Raw genomic sequence first — 16,699 nt, 5'->3', positions numbered from 1 at the left:
GATCAGCGTCCCTTGTGTTGGTCCGCAGCGCGTGCGGCATGAAGACCTTCGTCGAGGCCTTCCTCGTGAACGCCGATGAGTTCGTCATCCGAGAGGCGGCCGCTTGCCAGGCGCAGCAGATTTGAAATGCAGATAAGAGCGATGGCCGCGCCGGTGACGTAACTGACGCCGTAGACCCACAGCATGCTGATCTCCGCCACGGGAGATTCCGTAATTTTCAGGATATCGTGCTGAAGCCAGGTTCCGTAGAAGATGAAGATGGCGCAGACGAGCATCACCACCTGGCTGATGGCCCAGCACACTTTCCTGCCCAGAAGGGGCAGCGCCAGCACGACGATATCCACGCCGAGATGGCTGCGCCTATGAAGGCCGATGATGCCGCCGAGGAATGTCATCCAGACAAAAGCAAATCTCGGAAGCTCCTCCGAAATATCGATGCCGGTGTTAAAAAATAGCCGCAGGACGACATTCCCGAAGACCATTACCAGCATCGTTGCCATGCAAAGGACGAGGATGATTTCGATGGCCCGGTAAAAACCGTTGACCCCCGCATCCAGAAATGCACGCATTTTTTTCTCCCAAACGAGACGGGCCTCCGCACGCCTGTGCGTCCGCCTCAAATTTCACGCGTCCCGATCAAATCGTAGAAAAGAGCCGGCTCTCGGCCGGCTCTTTCAGATGAAAATCTATTTTCTCTGTTTTGCGATCTCGGCGTAAAATTGATCGACAAATGCCGGACCAATCGTCTCTTTATTCTTGGCAATGACGGGCTCTATGGCGCTTCTGATGGCATCGAGTTCTGCAGCCGGCATCACGGTCGCCGCCATGCCTTCTGCCTCAAGTTTTTTCAGAGCTTCGCCGGCTTCGCGCAATTCTGCCTCACGCTGGAATGTGCGGGTCTTTTCCGCTGCCGCCTGCAAGGCCTTCTGCTGATCCGGCGTCAGCGAATCGAAGAACCGGTTGGAGGTGAGCAGTGCGACCGGCGTGTAGACGTGGTTTGTCACCGTGAGGTATTTCTGCACCTCATACATCTTGTTGGCATACATATCGACGAAGGGGTGTTCATAACCATCGAGTGCGCCGGTCTCCAGCGCCGTATAAACCTCCGTAAAGGCCATCGGCACGGCGTTCATGCCAAGCGCCTTGAAGCTTGCAAGCGCCATTGGGCTCTGCATCACACGAACCTTCAGGCCCTTCATGTCGGCCAGTGCGCCGACAGCATGCTTGCTGTTGGACAGGTTGCGGAAAGCGCCGCCAGACCAGACGAGACCGTGGATTTTCAGGGCGGAGAGATTGTCGAGCAGACGCTGCCCCTCCGGGCCATCCAGCACGGTTGCCGCTTCGGCATCGGTGGCGAAGAGGAAGGGGAAGTCGAAGATCTGCAGTTCCTTCTGGTGCGTCGCAATGGGTGCAAGCGCGCCCATGTAAAGATCGACTGTTCCAGATTGAACGGCCATCAGCATTTTCTCTTCAGAGCCGATTGCGGAGTTGCCGAAAATATCGATCTTCACGCTGCCGCCGGTGGATTTCGCCACTTCCTCGGCGAAATATTTCATCGCTGCCGAACGCGGATGTGTATCGGCAAATCCGTGGCCAAGCTTTGCCACCTTGGCATCCTGCGCCAGGGCAGGGGCCGCCGGCACCAGCGACAGCGCCACGGCCGCGCACATGCCGAAGGCGACCGCGCGACGCGATAAAGCGGGCGTGGCTGCCATGCGCACGCACGACATCAATTGGCGCTCTCCTGCACGCAGGATGCGCTTAAACGACAAGAATTCCATGCATTCCTCCCTTTGTTACAGGAACCTGTGACGCCGTTCCCAGGGCGTTTGATAATTGAAGCGCGCGCTCCCGACGCCGCTTACAACACAGAGATCATGCCGCCATCGGCATAGACGATCTGCCCGTTGACATAGTCCGATGCGGCGGAGGCAAAGTAGATGACGGTACCCGCCAGCTCTTCGGGCCGGCCCCAACGGCGGGCAGGTGTCCTTGCCTTGACCCAGGCGTCGAATTCCGGATTGGCGAGCAAGGCCTCGTTCATGTCCGTGATCATGTAGCCTGGGCCGATCGCATTCGCCTGAATGCCCTTTTCCGCCCATTCGGCCGCCATCGCCTTCGTCAACATCTTGATGCCGCCTTTCGCCACCGTGTAGGGGGCGACAGTTGCGCGCGCGAGTTCGGAGGTGAGCGATCCGACATTGATGATCTTGCCGGAACCGCGCTTTGCCATCCGCCTTGCGGCCTCCCTGCCCACCAGAAAGGCCGAGGTCAGATTGGTGTCGATCACCCTTCGCCAGTCTTCCGTCGCCAGTTCGAGCATGGGCTTGCGGAACTGGATGCCCGCATTGTTGACGAGGATGTCCACCTCGATGCCGTCGCGATCAAATTGCTCGAAAGCTGCGATGACGACCGATTCGTCGGTGACGTCGAACGCAGCGGTCAAAACGTCACGGCCGGTCGCGCTCATCGCTGCAGCTGCATCCTGAAGCCTGACGGCGTCCACACCGTTGAGGATTACTCTCGCGCCGGCATCAGCCAGCCCTTCTGCAAAGGCGCGGCCCAAACCACGGGAAGAACCGGTCACAAGAGCGGTCTTGCCGCTCAGGTCAAACAGCGAAATACTCATGGCGATCTACCTTCAGAGTTCGGATACGCGCACGGTCAGATCCGTGCGCTCGAAGAAGGATGGCTGCAACTCGGTGCCGAGGCCGGGACCTTCCATTGGATAGACAAATCCGCCTTCGATACGCGGAACCTCTGTCACCAGTTCGCGATACCAGCCCTTGTAGAATGCGCGCACGCTCTCCTGAATGAGCGTGTTGGGCTGAGAGAAGCTCATATGGATCGCAGCTGCGAAACCAACGGGGCCAATGCAATCATGCGGGGCGAACGGACGGTGATAGGTTTCCGCCATGGCGGCGATCTTGCGGCCTTCCGTCAGGCCGCCTGTCCAGCAGAGGTCGGCCATCACGACATGGGCGGCGTTGCGGTCTAGATATTCCTTGTACGCAAAGCGGGTGCCAAGCGTCTCCGACGCGCAGGTCCACACATCCGTCGATTGCGCATATTCCGCCAGCGCCTGCGACGAGTTCATCCTGATCGGATCTTCGTACCAAGTCGGTTTGAAAGGCTCGAGCGCCCGCGCGATCTGTTTGGCGACGGGCAGGTTCCAGAGTGAGTGGAACTCGACCATGATGTCCATCTTGTCGCCAACGGCCTTGCGGATCAGCTCAAAGGGGCGGATCGCCGTCTTCATCTGTTCCGGCGTTATGAACAGTCCGCGGTTCTCCATAGCCGCAGGATCGAACGGCCAGATTTTCATGGCCGTGATGCCGTTGGAGAGGAGGTCTTCGGCAAGCTCGCCGGCCCGGTTCATGAAGCCGTCAAGATCTTCATAGGGTCCGGTTTCTTCACCGAGGTTCCAGGTGTCTACCGGCTTGATCTTTTTCGTGCGCACATAGCGGCTTCCGGCGCAGGTGTTGTAGATCCGCATCTTGTCGACGCACAGCCCGCCCAGCATCTGGTGCACTGGCTGCCCGCATACCTTGCCGAAGACATCCCACAACGCGATGTCGACTGCAGAGGCCGCCCTGTGTTCTGCGCCCGTCGAGGCGTGAGCCATTGGCAGGTTGAGCATCTCCCGGTGAAGCGCCTCGATGTGAAGCGGATTACGGCCCACCAGCCGGCTCGCCAATGTGTCGTGAATGTGGGCTTCGACGGCAGCAGCGCCGTAAAAAGTTTCCCCCAGGCCCGTCACGCCTGCATCGGTCTCCACATGGACCCAGAGAACATTCGAGAACTCCTCCGCCCGAAACGTCTTGATCGCCGTAATTTTCATCATTGCTTCCGTCAATTGTCCGGACATTGCCGGGCTGCCCTACGAGGCCTGAAAGCGCAAAGACAAAGGAAATCCGTTGACCGCCCACTGGAGCGAGCGGCCCTATCTACTTTTAGTCTGAGTTGCTAATCTTTCTGCCTGATATTCTGTTATAGGTCTGACAGTTCGGCGTTATGCTGTCAACCGAAATATTCAAAGGATTGTTCCGAAATGGATAAAGCTGTAGGACAGGTTGAGGGTGTTCCCGACGGTCTCGTGGAGCGTGCGGTTGTCGGCATTCGGCATTATATGCGTGAAAACGAACTGAGGCCGGGTAGCCTGATGCCCAGCGAAACGTCGATGGCGGCGGAGCTCGACGTGTCGCGATCCGTCACCCGGGAGGCGTTTCGCGCCCTTGCGGCGCTTGGTATCTTGGAGGTGAGCTCGGGGCGGCGCGCGCGTGTGGCCGCGCCAGATGCTGCGCCGCTCAGCATGATCCTCGACCACACGGTGAGCATGAAGCAACTGACTGTTCAGCAGGTCCTGGACGTGCGCCGCACGCTGGAATTGCGCACGGTAAGCCTTGCTTCCCTGCGCAGAACGGATGCGCAGGCACAGGAACTCCTTCAAATCGTGGAGGACATGTTCGCATCGCTCGATACGCCAGATGTTCTGATGGAACTCGACATCCGTTTTCACGAGCTAATTGCCCAGGCCTCAGGAAATTCGCTTTACGGAATCATCGTCGGCTCGTTCCGGGTCATAACGCAGCAGACATGGGACATCGGCTGGCGCAGCCGGGCAACGGTGGAGAACCGCACGGAAAACATCCGCTGCCACCAAAGGATCGCCCAGGCCATCAGCCTTCAGAACATCGACATGGCGGAAGCCGCCATGAGCGAACACTTCGATTCGGCAACCGGCGTTTTGATCAGGGCCGGAGTGACCTGAAAGGATGGGAAAACCGCATTGTGGGACGTTGCCTTTCGGCCAGATAAGTCCGTCCCGCAAGTTGACAGGCGGTGACGACCTCTGGCCGTAAAAGTGCGCGTGCGCCGACAAGCGCATGGATATCTACGCGTTATCCGCTTAAGCGATCAGATGCTAAGGTATTGAAATAATGGTGAGAGCGCAGGGATTCGAACCCTGGACCTACTGATTAAAAGTCAGTTGCTCTACCGGCTGAGCTACGCTCTCCCGTGTCGGGGCTGATTTGCCCTTCGGAAGTGCGCGGAACATATGTAGAGCGATCCGTTCGGTCAACCCAAAAAAAGCGCTTTCGACAATCAATCTGGTTTTTTTTGTCGCACCCCCAAAAAGGTGATTGGAGAGAGGGGGCGGCTGGGGATAAAACCGGCTTCAGGCGTGTCGGGCAAACGGGTGAAATCGTTTTGCAGCAATGACATGCGCGAAAATGAAGCGTGAAGTGCCGGCGAATCTTCAAATTCGTGGCGGCTTTGCGGGATGCGGAGTTCCTCTTGTCGATTGCCGATATTTCCCTGTTCACCGCGCTCCTGGCCGGCGCTCTTTCGTTTCTGTCGCCCTGTGTGCTGCCGCTGGTACCGCCTTATCTCTGTTATATGGCCGGTGTTTCCGTCGAGCAGTTCCGGACGGAGGAGACCGCGCCGCGGCCGGAGATTCGCAGGGCCGTGATGTTTTCGGCTTTCTTCTTCACCCTCGGTTTTGCCACTGTTTTTGTGGCGCTCGGGGCAGGCGCCTCGACGATCGGTACCTTGCTGCGCCAGAACCTCGATATTCTCGCCAAGATCGGTGGTTTCATCATTATTCTCATGGGCCTGAATTTTCTCGGCGTTTTCCGCATCAGCCTGTTTTCGCGCGAGGCGCGGTTTCAGGGGGCGGGCAAACCGGCAACGCTTTCCGGGGCCTATATCATGGGCCTTGCCTTCGCCTTCGGCTGGACACCCTGCATCGGTCCGGTTCTGGGGGCCATTCTCGGCGTTGCCGCCTCGCGTGAGACGGTTGGCGACGGCGCGATGCTGCTTGCCGTCTATTCGCTCGGTCTTGCGGTGCCGTTCTGGATTGCGGCGGCGTTTTCCGGTTCCTTCATGCGTTTCCTCGTGCGCTTCCGCCGCCATCTCGGTCTCGTCGAAAAGGTGATGGGTGTGCTTCTGGTGCTTACCGGTATCGCTTTCATGTCCGGTTTTATCACCAATGTGGCGATCTGGTTCCAGGAGACCTTTCCGATCCTGATGAAAATCGGCTAAGCCTCTCGCGGACTTGGAGCATTTCCGTTTTTCCCCGAAACGCGAAAACGCCCTGCCTCTTTGTTTTACGCATTTTCCGGACGTAAAACCGCTACGCACTTTTACTGGAAATGCTCTTGAGGGACGACCGTGGCTGATATCGTTGGATTGCTGTTGCCGTTTTTCGGCCTGATTTTCATCGGTTACGGTGCGGCGCGCATCACCAGGCAGCCGGTCGAGGCGATGGGCTGGCTGAACACCTTCATCATCTATGCGGCCTTACCGGCGCTGTTTTTCAAGCTGGTGTCGAAAACGCCGGTGGAAGAGCTGGCGCGGATGGATTTCGTCGCCGCCAGCCTTGCCTGCACCTATGGCATTTTTCTGCTGGTGTTCCTGATCGGCCGGTTTATCCGCAAGAACAGCATCGCCGAAACCACAGTCCAGAGTTTCGCGGCAAGTTACGGCAATATCGGTTACATGGGGCCAGGGCTTGCGCTTCTGGCGCTCGGTGAAAAAGCGGCGGTGCCGGTGGCGCTGATCGTGTGCCTTGAAAACGCCGCGCATTTCATCGTCGCACCGGCGATGATGGCTGTTGCGGGCGGCGACAAGCGCTCGGCTGGAAGGCTTGCGCTGGATGTGGCGCGCAAGGTCATCACTCACCCGTTCATCGTCTCGGTGATTGCCGGATTTCTTGCCGCTTCGCTGTCATGGCAGCCGCCGGAGGCGGTGCAGCGGCTGGTGGATTATCTGGCGCAATCAGCAGCACCCTGCGCGCTCTTTGCCATGGGCGTGACGCTGGCGCTGCGGCCCATGAAGCGGGTGCCGGTAGAAATCAGCTATATCGTGCCGGCCAAGCTGATATTGCATCCGCTCGCCGCTTATCTCGTCCTGTCGTCGCTCGGGCGGTTCGAACCGGTGTGGATTTATTCCGCCGTGCTATTGGCGGCGCTGCCGACCGCGACGAATGTCTTCGTCATCGGCCAGCAATATCATGTCTGGCAGGAGCGGGCTTCGGCGACGATCCTGATTTCGACGGTGCTGTCGGTCTTCACGCTGACCGGCGTGGTGTATTTCATCCAGCCTTTTTGAAGCTGCCGAACAGCAGCGAGGGCAGGGCCTTCAGCCCACGACCCGGCTCGATGCCTTCGCGCATGACCATGCTTCTGAGCGTGCCGATGCCGGAGAGCACATGCAGGCCCGCCGCGCGCACCATCTGCACCGGCAGGAAATCCGAAAGCAGCGACCGGTTCAGGAGATCGACGCTCAGGGTGCGGCTATAAACATCCGCCCGCCGTTTGCGGTCGAAGCTGCTGCCGGCGTCCGCCGCGATCGGCCGGTCGGAGACGGCGCCCAGCAGTTCCGTCAGCACGATGATGTCGCGCAGGCTGAGGTTCAGTCCCTGCGCGCCGATGGGCGGAAAACCATGCGCGGCCTCGCCGATCAGCGCCACGCGGCCCTTGCCGAAGCGGTGCGCCGTCATGGAAGACAGCGGCCATGCCTGCACACTGTTTTCGACGGTAACCGCGCCGAGCATGGATTGCATGCGTTCCTCGACCTTCAGGCTCAGGGCTTCCAGCGGCAGCGCCGTCAGTTCCTCGGCCTGCTGTGGCGTGACGACCCAGACGAGGCTGGAACGGTTGCCGGGCAGGGGAACCTGGGTGAAAGGCCCGGTGGGCGTGTGGAATTCCGTCGAGACATTGCCATGCGGCCTGCCGTGGCCGAAGTTCAGGACGACGGCGGTCTGCGGGTATGACCAGGATTTGACGCCGATACCGGCCGCGTCCCGCACCATCGATTTCCTGCCATCGGCGCCGATCAGAAAATCGGCCGATAGCGTTTCGCCATTCGCCAGCGTCACCGTTATGCGATCGTTACCGATGTCGATCGTTTCGGCGAAAGTGTCGAGACGGGTAATATTGTGTTCCTGCTCGACTGCTTCCGAGAGAACACCGAGCAGTGCCTTATTGGGAATATTCCAGCCGAAAGCATCAAGCCCGATTTCGGAGGAGCGGAACTGTACCGTCGGCGCGCGCAGCAGGCGGTCGGTACCGTCGATGATTTGCATGGTGGAAAGACGTGCGGCGGCAGGCGCGATGCGTGACCACAGGCCGAGACGGTCCATGAAACGGATTGACTGGTCCATCAGCGCCGTGGTGCGCTGGTCCTTCTTCTCGCTTGAAGGAGCAACGAGCGCCACGTGGCGGCCGGCCCGGGCGAGTGCTATGGCGGCGATCTGGCCTGCAAGTCCCGCACCGGTGATGGCGATATCGAAGTGTCTCATGGTCCTGATCCGTTGTAATTTCCAGAGCATCATAGAGGCTTTGCGCCGGTAAATCCACTTGGACGCCGGAACATCCGGGCGCAAACATTCGTTGGTTGCGCCACTATATTAGTCTTAGGATAAGCGGATTGAGCCGGTTGCAAAGCGTGGTGAATGGCCGCATACCGGAATGAACAAGGCGGATGAAAAGCGGGGCGCAGACGCTGACCATGAAAATTTTCAACTACAAGCGTGTTCCCTACGCGGAAATCCGCGCCTTTTCCGTGCATATGCTCACGGCGTCCGGTTCGTTCCTGGCTTTTCTCGGCGTCGTCGCCGCTGCCGAGCATCGTTTCGTCGATATGTTCTGGTGGCTGGGGCTTGCGCTTCTGGTCGATGGTATCGACGGACCCATCGCCCGCAAGGTACGGGTGAAGGAAGTTCTGCCCAACTGGTCCGGGGATACGCTCGACAATATCATCGACTACGTCACCTATGTGCTGTTGCCCGCCTTTGCGCTTTACCAGAGCGGCATGATCGGCGAGCCGCTGTCCTTTGTGGCCGCCGGCATGATCGTGGTCTCTAGCGCCATTTATTATGCCGATATGGGCATGAAGACGGATGAATATTTCTTCTCGGGTTTCCCGGTCGTGTGGAACATGGTGGTTTTCACGCTGTTCGTCATGGACGCGAGTGCAACCACGGCCATGACTGTCGTCACCGTTTCGGTTTTCCTGACATTCCTGCCGATCAACTTCCTGCATCCGGTGCGGGTGAAGAGGTTGCGTCCGCTCAATCTGGCCGTCGTGTTCGTCTGGTGCGCGCTTGGCGGTTATGCGCTGCTGGCGCATTTCGAAACGCCGACATGGGCGGTGATCGCATTCGTGACGAGCGGCATCTATCTTTATTGCATCGGTGGAATCTTGCAGTTCTTCCCCTCGCTCGGTGCGAAGTAAGAAAAATCTAAAGCCGTTTATTGCTTGTGCAAATTGCATTTAAGCAGTTTCTTTTTCTGTTGTGCGCAGCAGCAAAACGGTTATCAATAAATCATGGTCCCGTAGCATTGCATACGCATTGCCGCCGGATTGGGAACAATGACCACTGTTGTTGAAATGCTTCGAAGAAAGCGTGGACAGCCGGTGAAAGAGGGGATCAGTGACTGGAAATCTGGCGCCAGAGGCCACGCCTCTCCTGTCGGTTCGCAAGCTGACAAAGCTGTTCGGCAATTTCGCCGCCTGCAACGGTATCGATCTCGATATTGCGCCGGGCGAAATCCATGCGCTTCTGGGTGAAAACGGTGCCGGCAAGTCGACGCTGGTCAAGATGCTGTTCGGCGTCCTTGCGCCGACGGAAGGCGACATCATCTGGCAAGGCCAGCCGGTTTCCGTGGGCTCGCCCAGCGAGGCCCGCAGGCTCGGTATCGGCATGGTCTTCCAGCATTTTTCCCTGTTCGAGGCGCTGACGGTTGCTGAAAACATTGCCCTGTCGCTCGACCCGAAAATTTCGCTGAAGGAAATTGCCAAGGAGGCGGAAACGTTGTCGCGGGCCTATGGTCTGCCGCTCGATCCCAATGCGCATGTGGCCGATCTTTCGGTCGGCGAGCGCCAGCGCATCGAGATCGTCCGCGCTTTGTTGCAGAACCCGCGCCTGATCATTCTCGATGAGCCGACCTCGGTTTTGACGCCGCAGGAGGCCGACAAGCTGTTCGAGACGCTGGCAAAGCTGAAGGCCGAAGGCCGCTCGGTGCTTTATATCAGCCATCGCCTCGAAGAAGTGCAGCGCATCTGTGATCGCGCCACCGTCTTGCGTCACGGCAAGGTGACGGGAGCGTGTGATCCGCGCAAGGAAACGCCGGCGTCGTTGGCGCGCATGATGGTCGGCAGCGATGTCGCCAGTGTTTCGCGCGCAACGGGCGAGGCGCTCGGTGCACCGCAGATCGAGGTCATGGGGCTTTCGGTTGCGCCGCGTACGCCTTTTGCTGTGGCCTTGAAGTCGATTTCAATGAATGTACGCGCCGGTGAAGTGCTGGCGATTGCCGGAGTGGCCGGAAACGGGCAGGGCGAGCTGTTCGATGCACTCTCTGGCGAATATCCCGTTTATAATAATGACGCCATCCATCTGCGCGGCAAGCCGGTTGGTCGCATCGGCATCAATGGCCGGCGTCTGATGGGTGCCGGTTTCGTGCCGGAGGAGCGCCACGGTCACGCTGCGGTTCCCGGCATGAGCCTTTCCGACAATCTGTTGCTGGCGCGGGCGCGTTCCGACCGCAAGGCGTTTCTGACCGGCGGTTTCCTGCGTATCATCCGCGGCTCGGCCATCCGGGCGGCGGCGCGGCGCATTTCGGAAACCATGGATGTGCGCAAGAGCGGTGCCGATCCGCTGGCGGGATCGCTTTCCGGTGGCAATCTCCAGAAGTTCATCGTCGGGCGCGAGCTTGACCGTCAGCCGGCGGTGCTTGTTGTCAATCAGCCGACCTGGGGTGTGGATGCAGGGGCGGCAAGCCGTATCCGCCAGGCGCTGGTCGATCTTGCCAAGGCTGGCTCGGCCGTCATCGTCATCAGCCAGGATCTCGATGAAATCTTCGAGGTCGCCACCAATATCGCGGTCATTTCCGATGGCAAGCTCTCCGATGCCCATCCGGTGGAAGAGATGACGCTTGAAAAGATCGGCCTTTTGATGGGCGGCATTCACACGTCACATTCGGGAGCCGCCCAGCATGCGCATTGAGCTTGAAAAACGCGCGGGGGTCTCGAAGCTTTTCACCCTGCTTTCGCCGCTTCTGGCGCTGGTGCTGACGCTGCTTGTCGGCGCTGTCATGTTCGCCATGCTCGGCAAAAATCCGGCTCACGCGCTTTACGCCTTTTTCGTCGAGCCGCTGCTGGAGGTCTGGTCGCTGCATGAGCTGGCGATCAAGGCTGCGCCGCTGATCCTGATCGGCGTCGGCCTGTCGATCTGTTATCGCTCCAATAACTGGAATATCGGCGCGGAGGGGCAATTCACCATCGGCGCCATCACCGGTTCCATCCTGCCGGTGCTTTATCCCGACTGGCACTCGCCGCTCATCCTGCCGCTGATGATGGTGATGGGCGCTGTCGGCGGCGCGCTTTATGCCGGTATTCCGGCGCTGTTGAAAACGAAGTTCAACACCAATGAAATCCTCGTCAGCCTGATGCTGGTCTATGTCGCGCAGCTTTTCCTCGACTGGCTGACGCGCGGCATCTGGCGCGATCCCGGCGGTTACAATTTCCCGCAGACCAAGCCCTTCAACGACAGCGCCGTGCTGCCGGAAATGCTGGCCTCGGGCCGGGCGCATTGGGGTTTCGTGTTCGCCATCGTTGCAGCCATCGCGCTGTGGTTCATGATGCGCTACATGCTCAAGGGCTTTGAAGTTACCGTACTTGGCCAATCGGCGCGGGCAGGGCGCTTTGCCGGTTTCTCCTCCAGCCGCATGGTGTGGTTTTCGCTGCTGCTATCGGGCGCGCTGGCCGGGCTTGCGGGCATTTCGGAAGCTTCCGGTTCCATCGGCCATCTCCAGCCCAGCATTTCGCCGGGTTATGGTTTCACCGCCATCATCGTCGCCTTTCTCGGCCGCCTCAATCCGCTTGGCATCATCCTTTCCGGGCTGGTGCTGGCGCTGACCTATCTCGGGGGCGAGGCGGCACAGCTTTCGATCGGCGTCTCCGACAAGGTGACACGGGTATTTCAGGGGCTGATGCTGTTCTTCGTATTGTCCTGCGATACGTTGATCTTCTATCGCATCCGGGTGGTCTTTGCCGGCAAGACACATCGTAAAGAAGGAGCGGCATGATGGATATGCTTCAGGCCATTCTTCTCACCGTCATCACCGCTGCCACGCCACTTGTCATTGCCGCTTCGGGCGAGCTTGTGGCGGAACGTTCAGGCGTGCTCAATCTCGGCGTTGAGGGCATGATGATCATGGGCGCGGTCTGTGCTTTCGCCGCCACGCATATGACGGGTTCACCCTATCTCGGCATTCTGGCCGGCATTGCCTCGGGCGCGGTGTTTTCGCTGCTGTTCGGCTTCCTGACGCTGACGCTTGTCACCAACCAGGTGGCGACGGGTCTTGCGCTCACCATTCTCGGCCTCGGCGTCTCCGGCATGCTGGGCGAGAGTTTCGTCGGCCTGCCTGGTATCAAGCTGCAGCCGATCGTCTTTCCTGTCTTGTCGGAGATTCCGTTTTTTGGTCCGCTGCTGTTCCGGCAGGACCTCATCTTCTACATGTCCATCGCGCTGGTGTTCGGCATCAGCTGGTTCCTGTTCAAAAGCCGCACGGGCCTGAAAATCCGCGCCATCGGTGACAATCATGCCTCGGCCCATGCGCTTGGCATCAACGTCATCCGCACGCGGTATCTGGCGGTCATGTTCGGTGGTGCCTGCGCGGGCCTTGCGGGCGCACAGCTGTCGCTGGTCTATACGCCGCAATGGGTGGAAAACATGTCGGCCGGGCGTGGCTGGATTGCGCTGGCGCTCGTTGTCTTCGCCTCCTGGCGTCCGTGGCGCCTGCTGGCGGGCGGTTATCTGTTCGGCGCCGTCACCATCGGCCAGTTGCATGCGCAGGCCTTCGGCATCGGCGTGCCGTCTCAGCTGCTTTCGGCGATGCCTTATCTCGCAACTATTGTCGTGCTGGTCATCATCTCGCATAATCGCCGCACGACCTTGATCAACACACCGGCATCTTTGGGCAAATCCTTCGTGCCGGACAGGTGAAGAAGAATCCTCAAGTCTCCAAACCAACAGGGGTAAAAATGAAAAAACTGGTCATCGCACTTGCCGCTTCCGTCGCGGCGCTCGGCGGCGTCGTTTCCTCGGCGGAAGCCGCCGACGCCAAGAAGGTCTGCTTCATCTATGTCGGCAGCCGCACCGATGGCGGCTGGACACAGGCGCATGAGATCGGTCGCGAAGAGCTGCAGAAGCATTTCGGCGACAAGATCGAAACGCCGTTCCTTGAAAGCGTTCCGGAAGGCCCGGATGCCGAACGCGCCATCGAACGTATGGCCCGTTCCGGCTGCGAACTGGTGTTCACCACCTCCTTCGGCTTCATGGATGCGACCGTGAAGGTTGCCCAGAAGTTCCCCAAGGTGAAGTTCGAGCACGCCACCGGCTTCAAGACCGCTGAAAACGTCGCGACCTACAATGCGCGCTTCTATGAAGGCCGTTACATTCAGGGTCAGATCGCCGCGAAGATGTCGAAGAAGGGTCTCGCCGGCTACATCGCGTCCTTCCCGATCCCGGAAGTGGTGATGGGCATTGACGCCTTCGTGCTCGGCGCACAGTCGGTCAACCCGGACTTCAAGCTCAAGGTCGTCTGGGCCAATACCTGGTTCGACCCCGGCAAGGAAGCCGATGCGGCCAAGGCGCTGATCGACCAGGGCGTCGATATCCTGACGCAGCACACCGACACGACGGCTCCGATGCAGGTTGCCGCCGAGCGTGGCATCAAGGCCTTCGGTCAGGCTTCCGACATGATCGCAGCCGGTCCGCAGACCCAGCTCACCGCCATCAAGGACACCTGGGGTGCTTATTACATCAAGCGCACGCAGGCTTTGCTTGACGGCACCTGGAAGTCTGAATCCATCTGGGATGGCCTGAAGGACGGTATCCTGACCATGGCGCCCTACACCAACATGCCTGACGACGTGAAGAAGATGGCTGAGGAAACCGAAGCCAAGATCAAGTCGGGCGAGCTGCATCCCTTCACCGGCCCGGTGAAGAAGCAGGACGGCTCGGAGTGGCTGAAGGCTGGCGAAAAGGCTGAGGACAAGGTTCTGCTCGGCCTCAACTTCTACGTTGCCGGCGTGGACGACAAGCTGCCGCAATAATGCGGATTATCTATCGCTACTGAAGCAAGGCCGCACATGAGAAATGTGCGGCCTTGCTTATTTTCATGCGTTTTACTGCATGGATGCAGTTTACCTTTGCTTTTCATGCGACTTGATGTTTTTCACTATAATCTGACTTGAGATACACACGTCTGGCGCGATTTTTTTAAGGTCGCCAACCGAACGGAAGGACATGGCACTTGCAGCGCGGAATGCTCGATGCGGCGATTGGTTTTCGAAAGCTGCGGACAAATCATGCACAGGTCGTTCACAAGCTCGGTCTCGATATCGTCTCCGGTACTTTCAGGACGGGTGAGATATTGCCTGGGGATGCCGAGCTGATGGAGCGGCTGAAAGTATCTCGCACGGTGCTGCGCGAAGCGATGAAGACGCTGACCGCCAAGGGCATGATTTCCCCCAAGGCGCGCATCGGCACAAGGGTGACGGAGCGCGAAAGCTGGAACATGTTCGACAGCGAAGTGCTTCTCTGGCACTTCGAGGCAGGTGTCAGCGACGAGTTCCTGCTGCATCTCTATGATATCCGTCAGGCTTTCGAACCCTATGGCGCGGGGCTTGCCGCGCTCAGGGCAAAAGACGCCGATATCGCCAAGCTCGCTGCTTACGCCAACGAGATGGGCAATACGGCTTATTCCAAGGAAAAACGGGCGCTGGCGGATATGAATTTCCATGTGCTCATCACCGAAATGTCCGGCAATCCGTTCATGCGCACCGTCGGTTCGCTGATCAAGGCGGCGCTGGCGGGCATTTTCCGGATGAGCAATCCGGAAGCCGATCCCAACGAGATTTCCGATGTGTCCGCCTCTCACTTGAGGCTTGTCGAGGCGTTTCGTCTGCGTGATGAGGCCGCGGCGCGCCGCGAAATGGGCAGGCTGATTGAAAATGGTCGTCAGCAGGTCCTGCAATTCACCGCCCGTCACCCGCGCTGAATAAATCACTTCTTCCCGCCGCTGATCACGTTTGATGAAAATCGGTGCGGAAATTTTGGTGTGGATTTGCATGGTTTCTTAAGTGGGCCGCCGTTATAGCAATGCCGGAACGTAATTACCGATGCGCCTGTCTGTTCAACCGGCTGGCGTTAAGTCAAACACATGCCACTGTCCCGGCTGCCCTGCGGCCGGTAACGGGGTGTTGGAGGTCTTATGGAGCGCAGCTCTCTAGCCGTTATTCTCGCTGCGGGCGACAGCACGCGCATGAAGTCGTCGAAATCCAAGGTGCTGCACACGGTTGCCGGGCGGCCGATGATTGCGCATGTGGTGGAGGCTGTGGCTGGATCGGGCGTTGGTGCCGTGGCGCTGGTGGTCGGGCGCGATGCTGACAATGTTGCCGCGGCTGCCAGCCTCAGGGGTCTTGAGGTCGAGGCTTTCGTGCAGACGGAGCGCAAAGGCACCGGCCATGCGGTTCTTGCCGCACGCGCAGCCATCGAGCGCGGTTTCGATGACCTGATCGTCGCTTATGGCGACGTACCGCTCATCACGTCGGCGACGCTCGATCGGGCGCGCGAGGCGATTGCCGCCGGTGCCGATGTGGCCGTAATCGGCTTCCACACCGAGCGTCCGACAGGTTATGGCCGGTTGCTGGTTGAGAATGGCGAGCTGGTGGCGATCCGCGAGGAAAAGGACGCAACCGACGAAGAACGCAAGGTAACCTGGTGCAATAGCGGCCTGATGGCGATCAACGGGCGTAATGCCCTTGATCTGCTCGACCGGATCGGCAACAGCAACGTTAAAGGCGAATATTATCTCACCGACATCGTTGAAATTGCCCGTTCGCTCGGCCGTCGCGCCGTGGCCATCGATGCGCCGGAAACCGAGCTGGTTGGCTGCAACAACCGTGCCGAACTGGCTTTTATCGAGAAGCTGTGGCAGGAGCGCCGCCGCCATGAGCTGATGGTGGACGGCGTTTCGATGATCGCGCCCGAGACGGTTTTCCTCTCCTTCGATACGAAGATCGGCCAGGATGCCCTGATCGAGCCGAATGTCGTGTTCGGTCCCGGCGTGACGATCGAGCCGGGTGCCGTCATCCATGCGTTCTCGCATCTGGAAGGTGCTCATGTTGCGGAAGGTGCGACCGTCGGTCCCTATGCGCGGTTGCGTCCAGGCGCCAACCTGCATGCCAATTCCAAGGTCGGCAATTTCTGTGAGGTCAAGAAGGCCGAAATCGGCGAGGGCGCCAAGGTTAACCATCTGACCTATATCGGTGATGCCTTCATCGGTGCCGGCAGCAATATTGGTGCGGGCACCATCACCTGCAATTACGACGGTTACAACAAGGCTGAAACGCGGATCGGCGCGAACAGTTTTGTCGGCTCGAACTCGTCGCTGGTTGCACCCGTGACGATTGGAGAAGGCGCTTACATCGCATCCGGCAGCGTGATTACCGATGACGTTCCCGATGATGCGCTGGCCTTCGGGCGTGCGCGCCAGGAAGTGAAGCCGGGCCGGGCAACCGTGGTGCGTGAGCGGGCGAAAGCGCTGAAAGAAGCCAAGAAAAGGGCCTCTTGAAAGACGTTACCGAGCGATACCGAAAGTGACCGGCGGGATAATTGCTGATTTCG

Annotated in this window: 15 protein-coding genes and 1 tRNA gene; 10 read left to right on the top strand and 6 right to left on the bottom strand. The window is 59.2% G+C overall.

What is annotated here, in order from left to right; genetic code table 11:
• Positions 1-2: 2 nt before the first annotated feature.
• The 4 genes from EXN68_RS06180 to EXN68_RS06165 form a co-directional block, all read right to left on the bottom strand.
• The gene (locus EXN68_RS06180; protein WP_142840085.1) at positions 3-569 is read right to left on the bottom strand and encodes a TRAP transporter small permease; all 567 of its coding nucleotides are present in this window, start codon (positions 567-569) and stop codon (positions 3-5) included.
• 117 nt (positions 570-686) lie between these two features.
• Positions 687-1,781, bottom strand: coding sequence for a DctP family TRAP transporter solute-binding subunit (locus EXN68_RS06175; protein WP_205125317.1), 1,095 nt, complete (start codon positions 1,779-1,781; stop codon positions 687-689).
• Between the two features lie 80 nt (positions 1,782-1,861).
• Positions 1,862-2,629: an SDR family oxidoreductase gene (locus tag EXN68_RS06170; protein WP_142840084.1), complete on the bottom strand. Its 768-nt coding sequence runs from the start codon at positions 2,627-2,629 to the stop codon at positions 1,862-1,864.
• Positions 2,630-2,641: 12 nt separating this feature from the next.
• On the bottom strand, positions 2,642-3,841 hold the full coding sequence (locus EXN68_RS06165) for a mandelate racemase/muconate lactonizing enzyme family protein (protein ID WP_142840083.1): 1,200 nt from the start codon (positions 3,839-3,841) through the stop codon (positions 2,642-2,644).
• A 210-nt stretch (positions 3,842-4,051) separates the two neighbouring features.
• On the opposite strand from EXN68_RS06165, the gene EXN68_RS06160 reads away from it, so the two are divergent.
• Positions 4,052-4,771 carry a FadR/GntR family transcriptional regulator gene (locus EXN68_RS06160; protein WP_142840082.1) on the top strand — a complete coding sequence of 240 codons (720 nt, stop codon included), beginning with the start codon at positions 4,052-4,054 and terminating at the stop codon, positions 4,769-4,771.
• 170 nt (positions 4,772-4,941) lie between these two features.
• Here EXN68_RS06160 and EXN68_RS06155 read toward each other — a convergent pair.
• Positions 4,942-5,017, bottom strand: a tRNA-Lys gene (locus EXN68_RS06155).
• 281 nt (positions 5,018-5,298) lie between these two features.
• Between EXN68_RS06155 and EXN68_RS06150 the strand changes: the two genes are divergently transcribed.
• Both EXN68_RS06150 and EXN68_RS06145 read left to right on the top strand, forming a co-directional pair.
• Positions 5,299-6,045 (top strand): cytochrome c biogenesis CcdA family protein, encoded by a 747-nt coding sequence (locus tag EXN68_RS06150; protein WP_142840661.1) that lies wholly within the window; start codon positions 5,299-5,301, stop codon positions 6,043-6,045.
• Between the two features lie 129 nt (positions 6,046-6,174).
• A complete protein-coding gene (locus EXN68_RS06145) occupies positions 6,175-7,113 on the top strand; it encodes an AEC family transporter (protein ID WP_142840081.1) in 939 nt (312 codons plus the stop codon).
• On the opposite strand, the gene EXN68_RS06140 is transcribed toward EXN68_RS06145, so the two are convergent.
• Entirely contained in the window at positions 7,097-8,305 is a 1,209-nt protein-coding gene (locus EXN68_RS06140) for a UbiH/UbiF family hydroxylase (protein ID WP_142840080.1), read from the bottom strand. The two genes, EXN68_RS06145 and EXN68_RS06140, sit on opposite strands and share 17 nt — an antisense overlap.
• A gap of 209 nt (positions 8,306-8,514) precedes the next feature.
• On the opposite strand from EXN68_RS06140, the gene pcsA reads away from it, so the two are divergent.
• From pcsA to glmU, 7 genes are all read left to right on the top strand, one after another.
• Positions 8,515-9,240 (top strand): phosphatidylcholine synthase, encoded by a 726-nt coding sequence (gene pcsA / locus EXN68_RS06135; protein ID WP_142840079.1) that lies wholly within the window; start codon positions 8,515-8,517, stop codon positions 9,238-9,240.
• Between the two features lie 211 nt (positions 9,241-9,451).
• Entirely contained in the window at positions 9,452-11,011 is a 1,560-nt protein-coding gene (locus EXN68_RS06130; RefSeq protein ID WP_142840660.1) for an ABC transporter ATP-binding protein, read from the top strand.
• Positions 11,001-12,092, top strand: coding sequence for an ABC transporter permease (locus EXN68_RS06125; RefSeq protein ID WP_110756991.1), 1,092 nt, complete (start codon positions 11,001-11,003; stop codon positions 12,090-12,092). The genes EXN68_RS06130 and EXN68_RS06125 overlap by 11 nt, the downstream gene beginning before the upstream one ends.
• Positions 12,092-13,012, top strand: coding sequence for an ABC transporter permease (locus EXN68_RS06120; protein WP_052819852.1), 921 nt, complete (start codon positions 12,092-12,094; stop codon positions 13,010-13,012). Before EXN68_RS06125 ends, EXN68_RS06120 begins: the two co-directional genes overlap by 1 nt.
• 38 nt (positions 13,013-13,050) lie before the next feature.
• Positions 13,051-14,124, top strand: coding sequence for a BMP family ABC transporter substrate-binding protein (locus EXN68_RS06115; protein ID WP_142840078.1), 1,074 nt, complete (start codon positions 13,051-13,053; stop codon positions 14,122-14,124).
• 212 nt (positions 14,125-14,336) lie between these two features.
• Entirely contained in the window at positions 14,337-15,071 is a 735-nt protein-coding gene (locus tag EXN68_RS06110) for a FadR/GntR family transcriptional regulator (protein WP_142840659.1), read from the top strand.
• 213 nt (positions 15,072-15,284) lie between these two features.
• Positions 15,285-16,646, top strand: coding sequence for a bifunctional UDP-N-acetylglucosamine diphosphorylase/glucosamine-1-phosphate N-acetyltransferase GlmU (glmU, locus tag EXN68_RS06105; protein ID WP_142840077.1), 1,362 nt, complete (start codon positions 15,285-15,287; stop codon positions 16,644-16,646).
• Positions 16,647-16,699: the final 53 nt, after the last annotated feature.

Source organism: Martinezella rhizogenes (genome assembly GCF_007002745.1).
Lineage (GTDB): Bacteria > Pseudomonadota > Alphaproteobacteria > Rhizobiales > Rhizobiaceae > Agrobacterium > Agrobacterium cucumeris.
Note: the sequence above shows the minus strand (reverse complement) of the source record. Positions and strands in the feature narration are given on the sequence as shown.